Genomic DNA, 18,263 nt, shown 5'->3' on the forward strand with positions numbered 1-18,263 from the left:
CGCGCTTTCGACCGCCTTTTTGCGTTCGACGAGTGTGTGCTCGCATGGTCGATCTCTCCGCTCGCACCGACAGGCTCGACGAGTACCTCGATCGTCGCGGACTCGAAGCGGTCTGGTTCGCTAAGCCGAACGGCTTCGCGTGGCTCACCGGCGGCGACAACGTCGTCGACGGCGACGCAGACGTCGGGGTCGCCGCGGCCGGCTACGACGGCGAACTCCGCGTGATCGCGGCCAACAACGAGGCCGACAGGCTCGCAGACGAGGAGTTGCCGGATCGGCTCCACGTCGAGTCGTTCCCGTGGCACGCCTCGTCGCTCGCCGAGGAGGTCGCCGCCCGATCGCCCGCCCCCGCGGCCGCGGACTTCGACGTCCCCGAGTTCGAGCGCGTCGACGGCGGCCGCCTCCGGCAGCCGCTCACCGACGGCGACGTCGAGCGGTACCGCGATCTGGGCCGCGAGGCGGCCGCCGCCCTCGAAACCGTCTGCCGGAACCTCGAACCCGAGGACCCGGAGTACGAGGTCGCCGCCGGCATCGACATCTCGCTTTCCTCACGGGACGTGAACACCCCCGTCGTGTTGGTCGGCGGCGGCGAGCGGGCGCAGGCGTACCGACACTACACGCCGACGGACGCCACGCTCGGGGACTACGCGCTCGTCTCTATCACCGCCGAGCGCGCGGGGCTGTACGCCTCGCTCACGCGCACCGTCGCCTTCGACGCGCCGGAGTGGTTGAAAGAGCGTCACCGCGCGGCCGCCCGCGTCGAGGCGACCGCGCTCGCGGCGACGGAGGCGGCCGCGGCCGACGGCGGCACCGCCGGAGACGTGTTCGCGGCGATCCGCGAGGCGTACGACGCCGTGGGACATCCGGGCGAGTGGCGCGAACACCATCAGGGCGGCGCTGCCGGGTTCGCGGGCCGCGAGTGGATCGCGACGCCCGAGAGCGACGAGCCGGTGAGCCGTCCGATGGGCTACGCGTGGAACCCCACCGTACAGGGAACGAAAAGCGAGGACACCCACCTCGTCGCGAGCGATCGGACCGAGACGCTCACGAAGACGGGTCAGTGGCCGACACACGAGGTCGAGCCCGTCGCGGTCGACGGAGTCTCGACCGAGTCGCGGGAGCTGACCGCGCCGGTGATCCGGTGACGCGGCGAAGAACGGAGAGTGACGCCCGGCGGGTCCGGCCGCTCGGTCAGTAGACGTACTCGCTCTCGTCGATGCCGACGTAGCTCTTCTTGACGCGGCGTTTGTTCCACTTGTACGCCAAAAGCAGCTTCACGGACTCCCAGCCGGAGCGGTACGGCTGTGCGAGCAGGCCGTCGCCCGCCTCCGCCGCGAGCATCGCGTCGGCCGCGCCGATGATCCGGTTCCAGTCGTCGGGGTCGTACTCCGCCACCATATCCGCCATCGTCACGTTCCGGACGACCTCGTCGCCGATCGCCTCCTTCCACCGCCTGTTGTACGATCCGAGGTCGCCCTCGGCGGCCAGTTCGCCCGCGATCGCGCCGGTGCGGACCGCCACGTGGTCGCCCCCCTCGTGGAAGGCGGAGGTCGTCCCCATCGCCCCGCCCGCGACCGCGATCCCCGCGTCCGTCGGTGAATCGATCGGACGCGTCGAGGAGATCGGGTACGTCTCCGTGCCGTCGCGCTTGCCGGCGTCCTCGACGATCGGAAAGTCTTCCTCGATGTCGTACTCGTCGCCGTACTGCCACTCCAGCAGTCGCCGGATGTACTCGCCGCCCTGCGGGATCGAGTCGTCGTCGGAATCGAGAAGCGCGTACGCGTCGCGGTCGAACTCGTCGATGTCCAAGCCGATCGGCATCGTGAGCCCGACCCGACAGACGCGGTCCGCGTTCGGGAAGATCCACGGGTACGCGGTCTCGCCGGGCATGACGCCCCACCAGAAGACGATCGCGTCCTTCACCTCCTCGTACACCGCTTCGGGGACCCGGCGGTACTCCTGATACGCGATGTGGTTCGCCGTCCGCGAGGCGAGCCGCTCCGAGGCGGGCGCGTCCGCGGGCAGGTACTCGTCGAGGACGCGGTTCGTGACCGTGCGCTGGGGGCCGTCGGCGAGGACGACGAAGTCGGCCCCGATCGATTCGCCGGAGGCGAGTTCGACGACGTGGCGGGGACGGTCCGCGTCGGCCGCGCCGGGCTCGATCGACGGATCGGTGTCGATGCCACGGACGGACACCCCGGCGCGGTACTCGGCTCCGGCGTCTTCCGCTCGGTCGCGAAGCCAGTCGTCGAACCGCGCGCGGTGGAAGGTGTAGCCGAACTCGTCGTACGAGGAGTCGATCCCGGTCGACGTGAGCGTCGCGGCCTCGTCGGGGCCACGGAACTCGGCGCGGTTCAGCTCCCGCTGGAGGACGCCGTCGTCGAACTCGTCGGGGTGGATACCCATGATATCGACCCAGTAGTCCAAGATCCCGGCGGCGTCTGTGGAGTCGGGACCGAGGCGGTCCCGATCGTCCCGCGGTACCCCCTTCTCCAAGACCAGGGCACCCGCGTCGCCGGTCGCGGCGGCGTGCGCTGCGGCGGAGCCAGCCGGCCCGCCCCCAACGATTGCGACGTCTACGCGTTCCATACCCCGTGAGGTTCCCGTCCGAGTATTAAATTCACGGTCCGGAGACCGCGATCGGGTCGTTCATCGTCGTTCGTTACTGGTTAGAGCGCCGGAGAGACACGTTTTAGACGGTCCGGAGTCGCCGATCCGACACACATGGCACGCGAGACATGGGCGACACGGGCGGGGTTCATCCTCGCCGCGGTCGGCAGCGCAGTTGGACTCGGGAACATCTGGCGCTTCCCGTTCATCACCGGACAGGAGGGAGGCGGAGCGTTTCTCCTCGTCTACCTGCTTTTCGTCGCGCTGATCGGTCTCCCGGCGATCCTCGTCGAGTTCGTGATCGGGCGGCACACCGAACTGAACCCAGTCGGCGCGATCCGCGCTCTCGGCAGCGGCGCGTGGAACTCTCTCGGCTGGCTGTTCGTGGCCATCGGCTTCGTCATTTTATCGTACTACAGCGTCGTCGCAGGATGGTTCCTGCGCTACACGCTCATCGGCGTTCTCGACGGCTACGCGATCGCCGACACCGGCGAGGCGCAGGCGCTTTTCGGCACCGTCGCCACCGGGATCGACACCCTGCTCTTTCACGCCGTGTTCATGGCGCTCGTCATCGCCATCATCGCCGCCGGCGTCCGCCGTGGCATCGAGATCGGCGTGAAGATCATGGTACCGGCGATCCTCGTGCTCCTCGTCGGCCTCGCGTCGTACGGGTTCACCCTCGACGCGTCGGCGGCGGCGTACAGCTACTACCTCTCGCCGGACTTCGGGTACCTCATCGCCAACTGGACCAGCATCCTCCCGGCCGCGGCCGGACAGGCCTTCTTCACTCTCTCTCTCGGGATGGGCGTGATGATCACCTACGCCTCGTACCTCGGCGAGGACCGAAATCTCGTCGCTGACGCGGGCGTGATCGCCAGCCTCGACACCCTCGTCGCGGTTCTCGTCGGCTTCGTCGTCTTCCCGTTCCTCTTCGCGGCCGGCCTCGAACCCGGCGCGGGCGGACCTGGCGGTATCTTCGTGAGCCTCACGACGGCGTTCGCCGGGATCCCCGGCGGTCGCCTCCTCGGCGTCGTCTTCTTCGGAATGGTCGGGATCGCGGCGCTCTCCTCTGCGATCAGCATCCTCGAAGTGCTCGTCTCCTACCTGATCGACGAGCTTGGCGTCTCGCGCGTTCCGGCGGCGGCCGCGCTCGGCGTCGCGGTCTTCCTCCTCGGGGTTCCGGTGACGATCGACCTGATCTTCCTCGACCTCTTCGACCTGCTCGCCGACGGCGTCCTGCTCGTGTTGGGGTCGCTGCTTCTCGCGCTGTTCGTCGGCTGGGTCGTCCCGGACATCGCTCGCGAGGAACTCTCACAGGGAATCGGTGACCTCGGACCCTTCGGCGACGCGTGGATCTGGATCGTCCGCGTCCCGATCGTCGTCGTCGTGGCTATCTCGCTGTACCTCGGTGTCGTCGACTACATCGAGTTCCTCACCGGCGACTTCGCCGAGTGGCTGGCCGCGCGCTGATCGCCGGCACTCACTCGGGCGCGACCGCGGCGTAGTCGGCGATGATCCCGTCGACGCCGGCCGACGCGACCCGAGCGGCCTGATACCAGGTCTCGACGGTCCAGACGTTCACCGCTCGGCCGTCCGCGTGCGCGACGGATACGAGGTCGTCGGCGTGACCGAACCGCGCGGCGTCGAAGAAGGGCGTCCCTCGAACCGCGTCGATCGGGGGATGGATCGCCTCGGCGTCGTACGCGCGAGCGACCGCGATTCCGTCCTCGATCGAATCCGACACCAACGGCGCGACCGGGGACGAAGACAGCTGCCTGACAGCCGCGAGCGCCCCCTCACAGAACGACGAGAACAGGTGGTCGTTCCGGTGGCCGTCGACGACGTCGAGCACGCGCTCGACGAACGGCCTCCAGAGGGCGGTTCGCTCCGCGAGCGCCTCTCCATCCAGCTTCTCGCCCGGCCGGAGGTCCCGTCGTCCCGGGTTCTTGAGTTCGACGTTCACGCCGACGTCGGGCGGGACGACGTCGAACACGTCCGCGAGGAGCGGAACGGTCTCGCCGCTCTCCAACACCGTCGCGCTCGTGACGGTCTCTGTGTCGGTCTCCCAGACCACGCCCGTCGCGTCGGTGAGGCCGGTCGTTCCGCTGCGCCCGCCGCGTCCCGAGAGTTCGACGTCGTGGATCGCGACCACGTCGCCGTCGGCGGTGGGGACGACGTCGACCTCGACCCAGTCGGCTCGCCGGCGGTTCGGTCCGCTCGACTCGGCCTCGTCCGCTGTCCCGTTCGGTGTGGTCGCGGTCGCCGCCTCGACGGCTGCGACCGTGTTCTCTGGGTTCTCGCCGGCGAATCCTCGGTGGGCGACGACCGCCAGCGTCCCGTCGTCGACTCCGGTCACACCATCGACCCCGATCATACGGCGTCTATCACGGCGTCGACGACGACGCCGACCGCCTCCGTGACGACCGTCTTGACCCGCGTGAGGACGCCGGCCGAGTCGTCGTCGGTCTCCGCCACGCGGCCGTCGCGCTGCTCTCCGCGCCCGCGGTCGGCGTCAGCGTCGCGGTCGGCGTCAGCGTCGCGGTCGGCGGTCTCGTCCATCGATGCCCGCACTCAGACGTGTTCTTCGTACGGCTGAACGACGACGACCCCGTCGGAGTCGTCGAAGCGCATCTGGTATCGCTCGCCGGACTCCTGACCGACCATGTCGGAGAGGCTGCGGTTCACCTCGACGCTCGGCGAGGTGCCGCTCCACGCGACGGTCGCGCTGGGGTCCGTCGCGACCGGGGGTTCCAAGACGATCGGGTCGCCGTGGGTCGTCACTGCGACGTAGCCGGGGCCTTGGAGGTAGACGTTGCTGAAGCCGCCGGCGAACGAGCCGGCGAGGCTGTCTATCGTGCTGATCTCGTACGACAGCGACTCCTCGAACGCGAGCACGTCCTCGCCGTTGACCGTGATCGACTCGCCGGCGTCCAGTTCGAGGACCTGTACCTTCTTGCCGCCGTCGGCGAAGTAGACGTGACCCGCTCCCTCGACGGCCATGATCGGCGTCCCCTCACCGGTGGCTGCCTGCTTGAGGAAGCCGGTAATTCCTCCCTCGGCGGAGGCCTTTCCGGTGAACGACACGTCGCCCGTGTACGCGATCATCGATCCGGCCTTCGCCATCACGGTGCCGTCGACGTCGACGTCGAGGGTGTAGCTGTTCTCGCGCTGGAAGGGTTCTGCGCTGTCCGTCGGTGCGTTCGCGGCGGTGAACTGATCGAGTTTCATGTGCGGGGACCGAACCGTCTGTGCCGGCTGTGTGCCGTCGGGTTCGGCTGCGTGATGATTCTCCCGTATCGTATTTTAATGGTGGGCATGCCGTGGCGGCGGTCTCGGTGCTCGGCCGTATCGACAGCCCCGATCCGCATCGACAGTCGGTAGAGCGTGTCTCCCTCAGTAGACGACGAGCGCGAGGTACAGCTGGCCGACGCCCGCGATCACCATCACCGCGCCCGCGATCCGTTTCAGGGTTCCGGCGTGTGACATCACCCGGTTCGCGTTGCTCACGAGACCGACGCCGGTCGCGACCGTCGTCGCGGCCATCAGGACGGCGACGGTGCCGGCGTAGACGCCGACGATGAGCACCGCAGTCTCCGTCGGCAGCGCGATCGCGCGGGCGACGACGCCGAGGAACACCGGTGCGACGCAACCGGCACCGGCGAGGGCGTATCCCGCCCCGAACACGCCGAAACCGAGCACGCCGGCGCGGCGCTTCGGGAGCGGGACAGAGAGCGACGGAGCCCGATCGGCGGCCACGAGCAGCCCGAAGACGACGAGCAGCGCGCCGACGAGCGTCTCGAAGACGGTGATGTTCGAGAGCGTCGAGTACCCGACGCGGACGGTCGCGCCCGCGAGCAGCGCGAACGTCGCGAGCACGCCCACGGCGGCCGCGACCCCGCGGACCCCCGCGCCGAGCACCGACGCGCTCTCGGCGTCGACGGAGTTCACGTAGAAGCCGACGTACCCGGGCAACAGCGGGTACGCGCACGGCGAGAAGAACGTCGCCACGCCGGCGGCCAGCGCGAACGGGACGTTGGTCGCGAGCGAGACGTCGGTCATCGGAGTGGCCGATCGCCGCGGCCGCGACGGAGGTGCGGGGAGTTCATCGGTTCCGTGCCGCTTCGATGCCGGCGACGAGTTCGTCCGCGGTGTGGACGCCGGAGTCGCTCCACGCGATCCGTCCGTCGGCGTCGAGCGCGACCGCGGTGGGGTACCCCCCCACGTCGAGTTTCGCCGCCAGCTCGGCGGTGACGTCTGCGGCGACGAGCCAGTCGCCGTCGTGTTCGCGCCACCAGTCCGCGACGTCCGACTCGCTCACGGACCCGCCGACGTCCTCCGTCGTCACCGAGGCGAACAACACCTCGTCGCCGACGCGGTCGTGTGCCTCTCCCAAGGCCGGCATCTGCTCCGCGCACGGCGGACACCACGTGCCGAAGAAGTCGACGAACGTGGGCCGTCCGTCCGCGGGCAGCCTCACCTCTCCGTCGCGGCTCCCGGGCGCGTCGATCGTGGCGAGCGTCACCGGTTCGACGGGCTCTGCGCCGTCGCCTCCGATCCCCAGTGCAGCGGGAGAGTTCCCGGTCGCGACCGCGCCCGCGCCACCGAGTGCGCCGACGCTCGCGAGCCCGGCGAGGAGGTGGCGACGCCTCACGCGGTGACCACCCGCTCGACGTCTTCGACGAGCGCCTCGATGTCCGTCTGCGGCCCTCTCGGGTACGCGCGCTCGACGATCCCCTGCTTGTTCGCGAGGAGTATCAGCCCGTAGTGAGGGAACTGGTACTCCAGGTTCTCGTACGGCGAGTCGGTCTTCTCGATCACGAGTCCGAACTTCTCGTCTAGCAGCGTTTGGCCCGCCTCGTAGCTCTCCGGTCGGAGGAAGTGCCAGTTGCCGGCGTCCAAGTCGACGCCCTGCTGGCCGGCGTACTCGCGGAGCACGTCGGCGGTGTCTCGCTCGGGGTCGAACGTGAGCGCGAGGAGCCCGAGTTCGTCTCCGTACCCGCCCTCGGCGGCGGCCGCCTGCGCCCTGCGGAGCCGGAGGATGAGCGCCGGGCAGACGCCGTCGGGACAGTTGGTGTAAAAGGAGGTCCACAGTACCGCGCGCTCGCCCTCGTAGTCCGCGACGGTGACGTCCTCGCCGGCGATCGGATCGGGGACGGTGAAGTTCGGCATTTCGTCTCCGTAGCTGGGATGTGAGGCCTCGCTCAGGTCCTGCTCGGGAGGGCCGAGCACCGTTCCCTCGGCTCCGGAGGACCCGAGCGCTCCGAGACAGCCGGCGGTCGCAGCGCTGGCGGCGACGCCGGTCGCACCGGCGACCGATCGAAGGTACGTGCGGCGATCCATTGTTACGGTGGGTTCGTGGACGCTCGTAAATGAACCTCGCGGCTGATCGCACGCGATGAGCACAACCGATCTCCGCGATCTGCGCTCCCCGACCGTGTCGAACGTCGGTCACCGAGCGTGACGATCGGCCGCCACAGGTCGTGGTACCGTGACCCTCGCAAGGGTTATCCCCCAACGGGCGGTACGTTTGTTTGCAATGGCAAACGGTAAGGTTGATTTCTTCAACGACACTGGCGGCTACGGTTTCATCTCGACTGACGACGGCGACCTCGACGACGACGAAGACGTGTTCTTCCACATGGAAGACGTCGGCGGCCCGGACCTCGAAGAGGGTCAGGAAGTGGAGTTCGACATCGAGTCCTCGCCCAAGGGACCCCGCGCGACGAACCTCGTCCGCAACTAACTACCGGATTCCGGCGTCGCTCGACGCGATCGGCGACCGATTCCGATTTCTCACGTACTCTCCACACCCCGAGTGACATCCCTCGGTTCGCGGCCGCGAAGACGCATCGTGTTTCGTCCCCGACAGCACGTGGATCGTGTTCCGTCCTCGCCAGCACACGGCTCACCGCGATCGACCGTTTAAATACGAGGGCGAGTGAGACTCCGACGTGACCGATCCGATCCCGACCGGCTGCGGTCCGGTCGACGACCTGTTGGACGGCGGGTTCGAGCGCGGCGTCGTCACGCAGGTGTACGGACCGCCGGCGGCGGGAAAGACCAATCTCGCGCTCGCGGCCGCGGTCGAGGTCGCGGCTCGCGGCGACCGGGCGCTATACGTCGACACCGAGGGACTCTCTATCGACCGGTTCGAGCAGGTGGCGTCCGGACGTCTGGACCGCCCGGACGCCGACGAGACGGTCGAGGAGATCGCCTCTCGGGTGATCATCACGGAGGCGTACGACTTCGACGACCAGCGCGAGGCGGTCCGCGACGCGGCGGAGCTCGCTCCGGAAGTCGACCTGATCGTCGTGGACTCCGCCACCGGCTTCTACCGTCTCGAACGCGCCGACGACGCCGAGACGGGCGATTCTCTCCGAGCGGTGGCGAAACAGGTGACGCACCTCCTCTCTCTGGCCCGCAGACACGATCTGGCCGTCGTGATCACGAACCAGGTGTTCAGCGATCCCGACAGCGACCGAGACCGCGCGCTCGGCGGCAACACCCTCAACCACTGGACCGGTGCGATCGTCCGAGTCGACCGGTTTAGGGGAGGGAACCGCCGGGCGACGCTGGAGAAACACCGGTCGAAACCCGCCGGCGAGTCGGCCACGTTCAGGATCGTGGCCGACGGCCTCGCCGAGGGAACCGACGCCTGATCGGCGATTCGTACCGTCCGACTGTCATTTTTGGCTTCACGTGAGCCGTGAAATTTAACCTCGCCGCGACCGCCCACCTTCCAATGAGCGATCGGAGGGGCCGCATACCGCCCGCGGTCGTGGTTCTCGTCGTCGCGTGCGTCCTCGCGGCGGCCGTCACGCCGGCGGCGGTCGCGGCCGGTCTCGAACCGATCGGCGGCACGGATGTCGCCGCCGACGGGGACGGTATCGGGGCGGGAGCGGACGACGCCGTCGGCGACGAAGCGACCGCACCGTCCGTCTCGCTCGCGGCTGCCGTCGACGGGGGCTCACACACCGGCCGGAACGCGATCGGACCCGGACTCCGGTCGGCGAACGGGACGGTGGAGGTCGTCGTGCGGTTCGAGGACACCGCACAGATCGAACGGAGCCGGGCGAACGGAGGGACCGGCGTCTCGACGGCCGACCTCAAAACGAACGCCGCCGGGGCGCAGGCCGAGTTCGACCGATTTGCGGCTGGTAACGGTGCGATCTCGGTAGACCGGGGATTCTGGCTCGCGAACGCGAAGCTGGTCACGGTCGACACCGACCGCGTGCCGATCGACCGGCTCCTCGACGTTCCCGGCGTCGAGCGCGTCCACGAGAACTTCCGCGTCGAACTCGACTCCGCGGCGGCGAGCGCGGGGAGTGGCGGGACCGGACCGACGGCCGGCTCGCTCGACTCGCCGACGCCGACCGCCCAGACCGTCTCCACCGCGTCGGTCGACGCGACCTACGGCGTCGAGATGGTTCGCGCGCCCGAGGTGTGGGCGGAGTTCGACACTCGGGGAGGGGGCGCGACGGTCGCCGTACTCGACACCGGGGTCGACCCCGACCACCCGGACCTGAGGGTGACCGGGTGGGCGGAGATCGACGAGAATGGCGACGTTAACCAGACCAGCGACACTCCGTACGACCTGAACGGCCACGGGACGCACGTCGCCGGGTCGGTCGCCGGCGGCAACGCGAGTGGGACCGCGATCGGCGTCGCCCCGAACGCGACGGTTCACGCTATCAAGGTGTTTCCCGGCGACGAACGATCGACGACGTTCACGCGCATCCTCGGCGGCATGGAACACGCGACGGAGGATTCGGAGGTGGACGTGCTCCAAATGAGCCTCGGTGCCGACGGATACTACTCGGAGTTCATCGATCCGGTCAGGAACGCTCGGAGTGCGGGAAAAGTCGTCGTTGCGTCGTCGGGGAATCACGACACCGACCCGTCGAGTACCCCCGGAAACGTATACGACTCTCTGGCCGTCGGAGCCGTCGACTCGAACCGCGACGTCGCCTCCTTTTCGGGTGGCGAACGGGTCGATACGAGCGACGCGTGGGGTAGCGACGCCCCCGCAGAGTGGCCCGACGAGTACGTCGTTCCAGACGTGACGGGACCGGGAGTCGACGTGTACTCGGCAGAGCCCGGCGGCACCTACGGAATGAAATCAGGTACCTCGATGGCGGCCCCACACGCCTCCGGCGTCGCGGCCCTCATGATCTCGGCGAGCACGCGGGACGTCGGTGGCAACGAGCTGTACGACACGCTCCGGGACACGGCCGACCACCCCTCGGACGCCACGGACCCGGACACGGACTACGGAACCGGGATCGTCGACGCGTACGCCGCGGTGTCGGCGATCACGGAACCTGACTCGAACCTGACGGTCACGAGCTTCGAGGCACCCGCGGAGACCGCGCCGGGGGCGACGATCGAGGCGACCGCGACGGTCAACAACACCGGGCTCGATCCGGGGTCTGGAACCGTCGATTACCGGTTCAACGGCACCTCAGGCGACGAAACGACCGTCTCTCTCGACCCCGGTGAGGAGACGACGGTGTCGTTCGAATACGCCGTTCCCGCCGACACGCCGACGAACGTGACCTACGAGCACGGCGTGTACACCGACGACTCGAACGCGACCGCCGACGTCGACGTCGTCGACACGGCGTTTTACGAGGTGACGAACGTCTCCGCGCCCGCGATAGTAGAGCGGAACGCGACGCTCGAAGCGACGGCGAACGCGACGAACTGGGGCGTGGTCGCCGGCGACAACCGAACCGTCTCGCTTCGGCTGACGGACCCCGAAAACGCGAGCGACACCCGAACGCTCGACGACGCGAACGTCTCGCTCGACTCGGGCGACGCCGCGAGCGTGACGCTGAACGGGACGGTCCCGGACGCGTTCGGTACCGGCGTGACGACGCTGTCGGTCGCGTCGCCGGACGACGAGGCGGCGGCTGAGGTCCGAGTCGCCGCGGCCGTCGGCACGGTTAACGGCACCGTCACCGACGAGGCGACGGGCGCGACGCTCGCGGACGTCGACGTCGTCGTCCGGAACGGCACCGAGGTCGTCGGAGAGACGGCGACCGACGCCCGCGGAGCGTACGCGGTCGACGTGCCGGCGGCGGACCTGAACGTCACGGCGAGCAACGCGACGTACGCGCCGGCGACCACGACCGTCGGTCTGAACGGGTCCGGGGACACCGCGACCGCGAACCTCTCGCTCGCGCTCCGGAACGGCACCCTCGCGGGCGTCGTCGGCGCGACCGACGGGCTGGCGGGGCCGACGGACGCGACCGTAACGGTCCGAAACGAGACGAACGCGACCGTCGCGACGGTGACGGCGACCGACGACGGGGCGTACGAGACGCCCCTCAGGCCGGGGACGCACACCCTCTCCGTGAACGCGACGGACTTCGCCTCGGCGAACGCGACGGGCGTGGCGATCGAACCGAACCGTACGACCTCCCGGCCGATCGAACTCGATCCGCTGCCCGCCACGCTCTCCGGCGGCGTGACCGCGGCGGACAGCGGAGACCCGATCGCAGACGCGACGGTGACCGCCGGGACGGCATCCGACACGACCGATTCCGAAGGGAAATACTCGCTTGAAACGGATCGCGGCGAGTACCGCGTGACCGCGTCGGCCGACGGGTACGCGGACGAGCGGCGAACGGTATCGCTGTCGGCGAACGGCTCGGCTGACGTGAACTTCACGCTCTCGCTCCCGCCGGAGTTCGACATCACAGAGTTCACCGGGCCGAGTGAGATCGAACGGGGCTCCGGCGGCGACTTCGCGGTCACGATCGAGAACACCGGCGGGTCGCGCGGGGACGTGACCGTCTCGCTCGACGTCTCTCCGAGCGGAAGCTCACAGTCACGCACGTTCTCCAGCGTGCCCGTAGGAGAGAGCCGGACGACGACGTTCTCCGTTTCGGTCGCGGACGACGCCTCGACTGGTCAGTACGACGCGACCGCGAAGACACCCCATGACACGCGGACCCGCTCATTCTCGGTCGTGAGCGTGGACGAGGAGACGACGGCCGGCGGCGGAGGCGGAGGGGGCGGCGGCGGAGGCGGTGGCGGAGGTGGTGGCGGCGGAATCGCTCCGCCCACCACCGACGAACCGGACGAACCGGAGAACACCACCGCGAACGAGACGGCGGACCCGGACGAATCCGATCAAAACGCGGGCGAGGATACGCCGGTAGACGCCACCGACGGAGATGACGAGACGGACGACTCGGCCGGCGGCGCAAACGCCGCCGGCGATGGAGCCGAAACCGAGGCCGGATCCGGTGACGTGGACGGTGGGGGCGAGTCGGGTGGCGGGTCGGCGACGACCGACGGGAGCGTCCCCGGATTCGGTGGCGCGGTCGGCGTCGCCGCACTGCTCGTGGCTGCGCTGCTCGCGAGGCGAGAAGTGTGATCGGTGCGAGCGTCCACAGACGCCGTCTCAGGCGCGGCGAAACGGAGGAGTCCCGGCTACAACTCGCCGAGCTTGCGGAGGAGCTGCCCGCGGTACTCCTCGTCGGCGTTGACGCCCTTGATCTCTAGGACGTTCCGCTCCAGCTTATCGAGCGCGACGTGGAAGGCGTGTTCCGCGCCGTACCCCTCACCGGAGCCGCCGACCTGCCCCTCGTTCGTCCGGAGCCGGATCTGACACTGGATGAGCGGCGTGCCGCGGAGCTTCTCTTTGTGCGCGTGGAAGCGGACGTGCGCGTGGATGACCTGCATCGCGGCGTACTTGTCCGCGACCTGTTCGATGGACTCGACGATGTGTTCCCGGTTGGTCGTGTCGAGCAGCTCGACGTTGGTGATCTGGACGTCCATCGAGTCCTGCTCGGTGAACGTGAGCGCGCGCAGCACGTCCGTTTTCGTCACCATCCCGGCGACGGTGTCGGCGTCGTCTGGCGTGACGACCAGCCCGGAGATGTCGTTGTCGAACATCCGCTCGACGACGGCCTGTGCGGTCTCGTCGGCGGTCGCCGTGACGACTGGGCTCGACATGATGTCGTAGACGGGGATGTCGAGCATCCGGTCGATGTCGCCGGCGCGGTCGCCGCTGCCCTGTCGCTCCTGGTCGCGGACGACGAACTCGACGATGTCGTTCGTGGTGACGACGCCGACGAGCTGTCCGTCCTCGTCGAGCGTCGGCAGCCGCGAAATCCCGTTCTCGCGGAGGCGGTTGATCGCGCTTCCGACGCTGTCCTTCTCGTTGATCCCGATCACGTCTTCGGTCGCGATCTGGGCGACGGTGATCGCGTCGAGGCTGTCAATGACGGCCTCTAGGATCTGGTCGACCGTGATGATCCCGTACAGCTTCTCGCCCTCGTACACGGGTGCGATCTTCACGTCGCCTTCGACGAGGAGCCGCGCCGTCTCGCGGACGTCCTCGTGCCGGTCGACGGACGGGGCGGGCTTCATTACGGCCGACACTTTCGTGTCGTCTTCCATCCGCGAGCGCATGAGTTGTTTTTCTCCGACGACGCCCGCGTACTCGCCGTCTTCCACGACGACGATCCCTTTCGGATTCTCCCGCTCGAAGATAGAACGGACCTTCGCGAGCCGCTCATCGACCTCCACCTCGACGTATTCCGGCGCTGCAATATCAACGATGTCCATGGTCCAGTTCGGAAGTTCGACGGGCCGGGTATTGAAAGTGCGGGAGTCGTCGCGTCGAGTGAGACACTCCCTCTCGACGCGGTGTCCGGCCGCCTGAGGCCTCGAACTGCGCGTACTCCGAATAGTGAAAGGTTTTTGCCGGTTACCGACGGATACTGGCACGTGTACGACGCCGTCGTCCTCGACAAGGACGGAGTTCTCGTCGGACGGACCTCGTTCGACACGCTCCGGGAGGCCGCGTGGGACGCGTTCGTGAGCGCCGGCGTCGAAGACCCGGATCTGGCCCACGTCGACGACATCGCCGTGGGCGTCGACCCCGCGACGCTATCGGCGATCTGCGAGCGGTACGGCCTCGATCCGACCGAGTTCTGGCGCATCCGCGACGAGGTCGCGGCGGCAGCACAGATCGCCGCCGCACGCCGGGGACAGAAGACCCCGTACGAGGACGTCGACGCCCTTCGCTACCTCGACGCCTCGCTCGGCGTCGTCTCCTCGAACCAGCAGGAGACGGTCGAGGCCGTCCTCGACCACTTCGGACTGTCCGGCCGGTTCGAGGTCGCGTACGGACGGGAACCGTCGATAGCGAGCCTCTCACGGAAGAAGCCGTCGCCGTACTACCTCGAACGCGCGCTCGACGCGCTCGACGCCGAGACGGCGATATTCGTCGGCGACAACGAGTCCGACATCCGCGCGGCCGACAACGCCGGCATCGACTCCGCGTTCATCCGGCGACCCCACCGCCGATCGACGGAGCTCACCTGTCACCCGACCTACGAGATCGACGACCTTCACGACCTCGTGAGCATCTGCGGACGTGCGCCCGTGGACGACGGCCCCGAGGAGTAGATCCGACCGTATCGACGCCGCCCGCGAGAGTCTCGCGCTGCCGAATCGCCGCAGTCAGACCGAACGTCAGCCCCGCATAGTCTCGCGGGATACGTGTGTCGGTAGCACTGTTCGGTACTGCTAGCATCACGGTTATCTCGTCCTGTCCCGTCGCGGACGACGATGTCAACGGATCTCAGTTCCGACCTCGACGGACGGGTAGCGATCGTGACCGGCGCGTCGTCCGGAATCGGAGAGGCCACGGCCGAAGCCCTCGCTTCTCGGGGCGCGAGCGTCGTCCTCGCTGCCCGTCGCGAGGACGAACTCGACGCGCTCGCCGACCGCATCGAAGCGGACGGCGGAACGGCGTTGTCCGTCCCGACCGATGTCACGGAGGAAGCCGACATCGACGCGCTCGTCGAGTCGACGCTCGACGCGTTCGGATCGATCGACGTCCTCGTGAACAACGCGGGCGTGATGCTCTTGGAACCCGTAGAGCGCGCCGACCGCGCGAACTTCCGGCAGATGGTCGAAGTGAACCTTCTGGGGTTGATGAACCTCACTCACGCCGCCCTTCCGGTGATGCAAGAACAGGGCGCTGGCCACATCGTCAACGTCTCGTCGACGGCCGGCCGGAACGCGAACGCGAACAGCTCGGGATACAACGCGACGAAGTTCGGAGTCAACGCGTTCACCGAGGCCCTCCGTCAGGAGGTCACCGCCGAGGGCGTCCGAACGACGATCATCGAACCGGGCGCGGTCGACACCGAACTCCCGGAGCACATCCCGGACGACGAGATCAAAGCACAGCTCGAAGAAGGTCTCCTCGACTCGATGACGCCGCTCCAGAGCGAAGACATCGCACGCGCGATCACGTACGCGGTGACTCAACCCCAGCACGTCAGCGTCAACGAGATGCTCGTCCGGCCGACCGACCAGCAACGATGAGTCGATATCAGAAATAATCGAGAACAGACTTTTCTAACAGTATATTTAGTATAATTTGTTTCTAACTGTATTTTTACTATTCTGACTGTCGAACGCTCAGCGCAGTCGAAACGGTTCTCTGAATCTGACTATATGTGGCTATTTACGCACATACGTAGGTAAATATATTGATTAACGTAGCAAAGAACTCATATATATCGATTATTGGGTCAGTAAGTACAACTAATCTCGTACGAATTCGTGCAATGATCTGCGAATCGAACACCGAAACAGTATGCAGCCGTAGAGCGGATAGTGTCTCTTAGAGGCACTGACTCTGAATGAGTCTCTCTATCGGCTACGGAGGCCCGCAGTATCTGTGGCGTGGCGCTCGTTTCGTGCGTCAAAAATACCAGAAATACAGACTATATTTGTATATGGTACTTATTGCTACGTGCGTCGGTACTTCCGTCGTGAGCACTGTCGCGAAGTTACCCAGCCGCTACCGGTCGACCTCGCTGATCCGGACGTCGTGGACGCCGTCGCGAAGCGTGGCCCGTTCGATCTCTCGCAACGCCTCGGCGCTCGCCGTTACCGTCGCGAAGTGGTTGCCGGCGAGTTCGCCCGCCGGACTCTTGAAGCAGGTCGGCCCGCACGGGAGGAGGATCTCTTGTTCGTTGCGATACCCCGGGTACAACAGGAGCTCCCCACGCGACGGGTAAACCGTGTGATTCTCTCGGGGGATCTCGGGGAGGGATATCTCGTCGATGTCGATCCAGGTCGCGATGCCGCTCCAGCGGACGTGCATGATCTCCGATTCGAGCGGCAGGAACTCGCGAACGGCCGCGACCGACTCCGGCGCTCGATCCTCGTGGAGATCTGCGGTGAACGTCGTTCCGTCGATGTTTATCGATAACATAGTTTGTGTTCGTCTCTTGTGGTGGCTCACCGGACCCGCGGCGGGAGCGATACGGACGTGGAGCGAAGATACTCACTCTACCACCAATCCGAACAATATCGTTATCTGTTAAAAATATACCGCCCTCTGGTGAGTGTGCGGCGAGTTCGACGAAGTCTATCCATACGTTCGTCATATGCGAACAGCACGCGCTGCCGCCTCGAAATTACACTCGTACGTTTGTAATGAGCATCAACGAACGTCGCGAGACGTCGTCTTCGGTTCCGCCGAGAACCGGCTTGGCCCGCCGGCGTTCGGGATGCAGATGTATCCGCACTCAGCGGTGCGATTCAGGAAAGTGACTGACGGAAAGCCGGTCCGCGTGTCTGTTCGCACAGACTGAACAGTTCCTTGGCACTCCGTATCACGGTTGGTGTGGCCCTTCAGGAGTTCGAGGGGAACGTGTTCGACATGGTGATCGTCACTTCGATCAGATTCGCGGTCCGAGTCACGGCGTCCCTGGTCTCTTCGCGGAAGAAATCGCCGCGGAGGATGCTCGTCGGGCCGGACGCACTCAGTGCTCCCAGAACCTCGCCGTCCTGTCCGCATATCGGCGCACCCACGGCTCGGAACCCCTCGACCTCTTCTTCGTCGTTGTACGCGTACCCCCGCTCGTCGATCGCCGCCAATTCCTCGAAGAGCGCGTCTCTGTCGGTGATCGTGTGTGGTGTACGCTGGGGCAGTCCGTGCCGATCGAGTATCGACTCGACGCGCTCCCGTGAGAGAGACGCGAGTATCGCTTTGCCCGTGGCGGTCACGTGTAGCGGCTCGGGCCGTTGTATCTTCTCAGTCTGGTAGTCATATCGCCCGACGTCTTCGCCTTTCGCCTGATACAGATTGACCCCGCGTCCGTTCTCCACAACCGTGAGGTGTGCGTACAGTCCGGTTTCGGCCGCGAGATCGTCGATCTCGTCACGAGCTATCTGATAGAGCTGACTCTGATTCCTGACCGACTCTCCCAAAAGCGACAGCTCGTACCCGAGCGCGTACTTTTCGCCGTCTCTGACCACGTAGCCGGACTGCTCCAGCGTTTTCAGATATGCGTGAACGGTGCTCTTCGAGAGGTCGAGCACCCCGGCGAGGTCTGTCACACCTAGGCTTCCCCGACGGGCGAGGGTGTCGACTATCTCGATCGCCCTCGACACTGACCTCCGCGTCCCCGCGTTCTCCCTCGTGGCAGCGTCGTTCATACGGCGATCAACCGCCGGCGCCTGTGTTAACTGTTCGCATATACGGAATAATACTCTGTATCACACCTATTACTCGGTATAGATTCCGAATAGAGACGATCGTTTATTCAGATACAATTCGAACAACCCTGTAGAACCACACTTTCCCGCAGATCGGGGCCATACCCGTTCTG

Annotated in this window: 17 protein-coding genes; 7 read left to right on the forward strand and 10 right to left on the reverse strand. The window is 66.9% G+C overall.

Going from position 1 to position 18,263, the window contains the following annotated elements:
• The first annotated feature begins 44 nt into the window (after positions 1–44).
• The gene (locus tag NO930_RS09400) at positions 45–1,145 is read left to right on the forward strand and encodes a M24 family metallopeptidase (protein ID WP_256403274.1); all 1,101 of its coding nucleotides are present in this window, start codon (positions 45–47) and stop codon (positions 1,143–1,145) included.
• A 46-nt stretch (positions 1,146–1,191) separates the two neighbouring features.
• Here NO930_RS09400 and NO930_RS09405 read toward each other — a convergent pair whose 3' ends face one another.
• Positions 1,192–2,589 (reverse strand): NAD(P)/FAD-dependent oxidoreductase, encoded by a 1,398-nt coding sequence (locus NO930_RS09405; RefSeq protein ID WP_256403275.1) that lies wholly within the window; start codon positions 2,587–2,589, stop codon positions 1,192–1,194.
• Positions 2,590–2,724: 135 nt separating this feature from the next.
• Between NO930_RS09405 and NO930_RS09410 the strand changes: the two genes are divergently transcribed.
• Positions 2,725–4,080, forward strand: coding sequence for a sodium-dependent transporter (locus tag NO930_RS09410; protein ID WP_137783875.1), 1,356 nt, complete (start codon positions 2,725–2,727; stop codon positions 4,078–4,080).
• A gap of 10 nt (positions 4,081–4,090) precedes the next feature.
• Here NO930_RS09410 and NO930_RS09415 read toward each other — a convergent pair whose 3' ends face one another.
• From NO930_RS09415 to NO930_RS09440, 6 genes are all read right to left on the reverse strand, one after another.
• The gene (locus tag NO930_RS09415) at positions 4,091–4,984 is read right to left on the reverse strand and encodes a glycerophosphodiester phosphodiesterase (RefSeq protein ID WP_256403276.1); all 894 of its coding nucleotides are present in this window, start codon (positions 4,982–4,984) and stop codon (positions 4,091–4,093) included.
• The gene (locus NO930_RS09420; RefSeq protein ID WP_256403277.1) at positions 4,981–5,169 is read right to left on the reverse strand and encodes a hypothetical protein; all 189 of its coding nucleotides are present in this window, start codon (positions 5,167–5,169) and stop codon (positions 4,981–4,983) included. The genes NO930_RS09415 and NO930_RS09420 overlap by 4 nt, the downstream gene beginning before the upstream one ends.
• A gap of 12 nt (positions 5,170–5,181) precedes the next feature.
• On the reverse strand, positions 5,182–5,838 hold the full coding sequence (locus NO930_RS09425; RefSeq protein WP_256403279.1) for an AIM24 family protein: 657 nt from the start codon (positions 5,836–5,838) through the stop codon (positions 5,182–5,184).
• 165 nt (positions 5,839–6,003) lie between these two features.
• Positions 6,004–6,669 carry a cytochrome c biogenesis CcdA family protein gene (locus NO930_RS09430; protein WP_256403280.1) on the reverse strand — a complete coding sequence of 222 codons (666 nt, stop codon included), beginning with the start codon at positions 6,667–6,669 and terminating at the stop codon, positions 6,004–6,006.
• A 43-nt stretch (positions 6,670–6,712) separates the two neighbouring features.
• A complete protein-coding gene (locus NO930_RS09435; RefSeq protein ID WP_256403281.1) occupies positions 6,713–7,261 on the reverse strand; it encodes a TlpA family protein disulfide reductase in 549 nt (182 codons plus the stop codon).
• Positions 7,258–7,950 (reverse strand): SCO family protein, encoded by a 693-nt coding sequence (locus tag NO930_RS09440; RefSeq protein WP_256403282.1) that lies wholly within the window; start codon positions 7,948–7,950, stop codon positions 7,258–7,260. The genes NO930_RS09435 and NO930_RS09440 overlap by 4 nt, the downstream gene beginning before the upstream one ends.
• A 196-nt stretch (positions 7,951–8,146) precedes the next feature.
• Here NO930_RS09440 and NO930_RS09445 point away from each other — a divergent pair, with 196 nt between their 5' ends.
• From NO930_RS09445 to NO930_RS09455, 3 genes are all read left to right on the forward strand, one after another.
• Complete coding sequence (locus NO930_RS09445) at positions 8,147–8,353, forward strand: cold-shock protein (protein WP_004595330.1); 207 nt, start codon at positions 8,147–8,149, stop codon at positions 8,351–8,353.
• A gap of 208 nt (positions 8,354–8,561) precedes the next feature.
• Positions 8,562–9,269: a DNA repair and recombination protein RadB gene (gene radB / locus NO930_RS09450; protein ID WP_256403283.1), complete on the forward strand. Its 708-nt coding sequence runs from the start codon at positions 8,562–8,564 to the stop codon at positions 9,267–9,269.
• A gap of 83 nt (positions 9,270–9,352) precedes the next feature.
• Positions 9,353–12,994, forward strand: coding sequence for a S8 family serine peptidase (locus tag NO930_RS09455; protein WP_256403284.1), 3,642 nt, complete (start codon positions 9,353–9,355; stop codon positions 12,992–12,994).
• Between the two features lie 56 nt (positions 12,995–13,050).
• Here the strand turns inward: NO930_RS09455 and NO930_RS09460 are convergent, their stop codons facing one another.
• Positions 13,051–14,190, reverse strand: a complete 1,140-nt coding sequence (locus NO930_RS09460; RefSeq protein WP_137783216.1) for a CBS domain-containing protein — start codon at positions 14,188–14,190, stop codon at positions 13,051–13,053.
• Positions 14,191–14,352: 162 nt separating this feature from the next.
• On the opposite strand from NO930_RS09460, the gene NO930_RS09465 reads away from it, so the two are divergent.
• Together NO930_RS09465 and NO930_RS09470 are read left to right on the forward strand one after the other, a co-directional pair.
• Positions 14,353–15,036: an HAD family hydrolase gene (locus NO930_RS09465; protein ID WP_256403285.1), complete on the forward strand. Its 684-nt coding sequence runs from the start codon at positions 14,353–14,355 to the stop codon at positions 15,034–15,036.
• Between the two features lie 162 nt (positions 15,037–15,198).
• The gene (locus tag NO930_RS09470; RefSeq protein ID WP_137783218.1) at positions 15,199–15,963 is read left to right on the forward strand and encodes an SDR family NAD(P)-dependent oxidoreductase; all 765 of its coding nucleotides are present in this window, start codon (positions 15,199–15,201) and stop codon (positions 15,961–15,963) included.
• Positions 15,964–16,444: 481 nt separating this feature from the next.
• Here NO930_RS09470 and NO930_RS09475 read toward each other — a convergent pair whose 3' ends face one another.
• Together NO930_RS09475 and NO930_RS09480 are read right to left on the reverse strand one after the other, a co-directional pair.
• Entirely contained in the window at positions 16,445–16,861 is a 417-nt protein-coding gene (locus NO930_RS09475; RefSeq protein WP_256403286.1) for a DUF3830 family protein, read from the reverse strand.
• A 422-nt stretch (positions 16,862–17,283) separates the two neighbouring features.
• Complete coding sequence (locus NO930_RS09480) at positions 17,284–18,090, reverse strand: IclR family transcriptional regulator (RefSeq protein WP_137783220.1); 807 nt, start codon at positions 18,088–18,090, stop codon at positions 17,284–17,286.
• Positions 18,091–18,263: the final 173 nt, after the last annotated feature.

Origin of the sequence: Halorubrum salinum (assembly GCF_024494575.1) — an archaeon.
In the GTDB taxonomy this organism is placed as follows: domain Archaea; phylum Halobacteriota; class Halobacteria; order Halobacteriales; family Haloferacaceae; genus Halorubrum; species Halorubrum salinum.

What these genes read in the sequence shown, in the direction of transcription:
- NO930_RS09430 (WP_256403280.1), bottom strand. Translation starts at nt 6,669, where the DNA reads ATGACCGACGTCTCGCTCGCGACCAACGTCCCGTTCGCGCTGGCCGCC.
- NO930_RS09425 (WP_256403279.1), bottom strand. Translation starts at nt 5,838, where the DNA reads ATGAAACTCGATCAGTTCACCGCCGCGAACGCACCGACGGACAGCGCA.
- NO930_RS09405 (WP_256403275.1), bottom strand. Translation starts at nt 2,589, where the DNA reads ATGGAACGCGTAGACGTCGCAATCGTTGGGGGCGGGCCGGCTGGCTCC.
- NO930_RS09415 (WP_256403276.1), bottom strand. Translation starts at nt 4,984, where the DNA reads ATGATCGGGGTCGATGGTGTGACCGGAGTCGACGACGGGACGCTGGCG.
- NO930_RS09475 (WP_256403286.1), bottom strand. Translation starts at nt 16,861, where the DNA reads ATGTTATCGATAAACATCGACGGAACGACGTTCACCGCAGATCTCCAC.
- NO930_RS09460 (WP_137783216.1), bottom strand. Translation starts at nt 14,190, where the DNA reads ATGGACATCGTTGATATTGCAGCGCCGGAATACGTCGAGGTGGAGGTC.
- NO930_RS09455 (WP_256403284.1), top strand. Translation starts at nt 9,353, where the DNA reads ATGAGCGATCGGAGGGGCCGCATACCGCCCGCGGTCGTGGTTCTCGTC.
- NO930_RS09420 (WP_256403277.1), bottom strand. Translation starts at nt 5,169, where the DNA reads ATGGACGAGACCGCCGACCGCGACGCTGACGCCGACCGCGACGCTGAC.
- NO930_RS09470 (WP_137783218.1), top strand. Translation starts at nt 15,199, where the DNA reads ATGTCAACGGATCTCAGTTCCGACCTCGACGGACGGGTAGCGATCGTG.
- NO930_RS09445 (WP_004595330.1), top strand. Translation starts at nt 8,147, where the DNA reads ATGGCAAACGGTAAGGTTGATTTCTTCAACGACACTGGCGGCTACGGT.
- NO930_RS09440 (WP_256403282.1), bottom strand. Translation starts at nt 7,950, where the DNA reads ATGGATCGCCGCACGTACCTTCGATCGGTCGCCGGTGCGACCGGCGTC.
- NO930_RS09410 (WP_137783875.1), top strand. Translation starts at nt 2,725, where the DNA reads ATGGCACGCGAGACATGGGCGACACGGGCGGGGTTCATCCTCGCCGCG.
- NO930_RS09400 (WP_256403274.1), top strand. Translation starts at nt 45, where the DNA reads ATGGTCGATCTCTCCGCTCGCACCGACAGGCTCGACGAGTACCTCGAT.
- NO930_RS09480 (WP_137783220.1), bottom strand. Translation starts at nt 18,090, where the DNA reads ATGAACGACGCTGCCACGAGGGAGAACGCGGGGACGCGGAGGTCAGTG.